This window comes from Photorhabdus sp. CRCIA-P01 (assembly GCF_003545805.1).
Lineage (GTDB): Bacteria > Pseudomonadota > Gammaproteobacteria > Enterobacterales > Enterobacteriaceae > Photorhabdus > Photorhabdus antumapuensis.
Genome location: NZ_NMQR01000197.1, coordinates 1 through 885 on the forward strand (window position 1 = coordinate 1; position 885 = coordinate 885).

The window sequence follows — 885 nt, forward strand, 5'->3', positions numbered from 1 at the left end:
ATACCACATCCCCACTTCCGCTAAAATACGCTGGATAAAATCCAGATCACTCTCCTGCCACTGCACCACCAGTTCCCGCCGGGGATATTCCCGCACCAGCGTGAACAGAAAATCCTGCCCGCGAAATTCGTGTCGTTCACGCAGGATCTTTTCCACCATTTCCGGGACTGACTGGTGCTGGTAAATCGCACAGCGTCGGGTATGGTGCAGCAACGCCAGACGCGGCTCCAGACAGACCTGATAGCGCGTTTCATCCGCCGAGGTGGCAAGCCGGTTAAACCGGGTGATGACGCCGTGTACTTTACGCACCTGTTCCGGGTTTTCCGGCGCCTGCAAGATAAATGTGGCCGATTTGTTCAATATCACCGCCGGGTCGATATCCCTGTTCGGGCTGGTGAAATCAATGGTGTAGCAATACGGGGCGCACAGGCGCTCTTCGCCGGTGAAGCTGAACACCTCCAGCTCGGCATTGCAGCGCCGGATTTCAAGCCGGTAACGGGCATGACCCGGCAACACGGGTTTACTCGCCTGAAGCTGACGGGCACGCAGCATTTTTCTATCCATCAATAGTTTTCCTCCGATATCAGATAAAACGGTCGGTTCACTCAGCGAAAAGGGCGTCCCATTTTTTCAATAAAAGTGCCTGTCGTTATAAACGGTTATACCCGTTATCTTTCAAGTTGCCTCTTTGTTGGCTGCACTCGCTCACCCCGGTCACATAGTTCGCTATGCTCCCGGGGATTCTCTCCCTTGCCGTCGCGATGCATCTTGAAATCCATAGGGTATATGTCAATTCAACTACCGAAAATCCAACCGAATATATTCTCGGTTGTTAACCCTGATAAATGCGGGGAACAGTCAATTGATGCCGGTATTGCTTAATTG

1 protein-coding gene is annotated in these 885 nt (G+C 52.3%); it reads right to left on the minus strand.

Features of this window, described 5'->3' with window-relative positions; translation table 11 throughout:
* The coding region (locus tag D3222_RS24800; RefSeq protein WP_232832681.1) for a type VI secretion system Vgr family protein at positions 1-564 on the minus strand (564 nt) is incomplete at its 3' end.
* Positions 565-885: the final 321 nt, after the last annotated feature.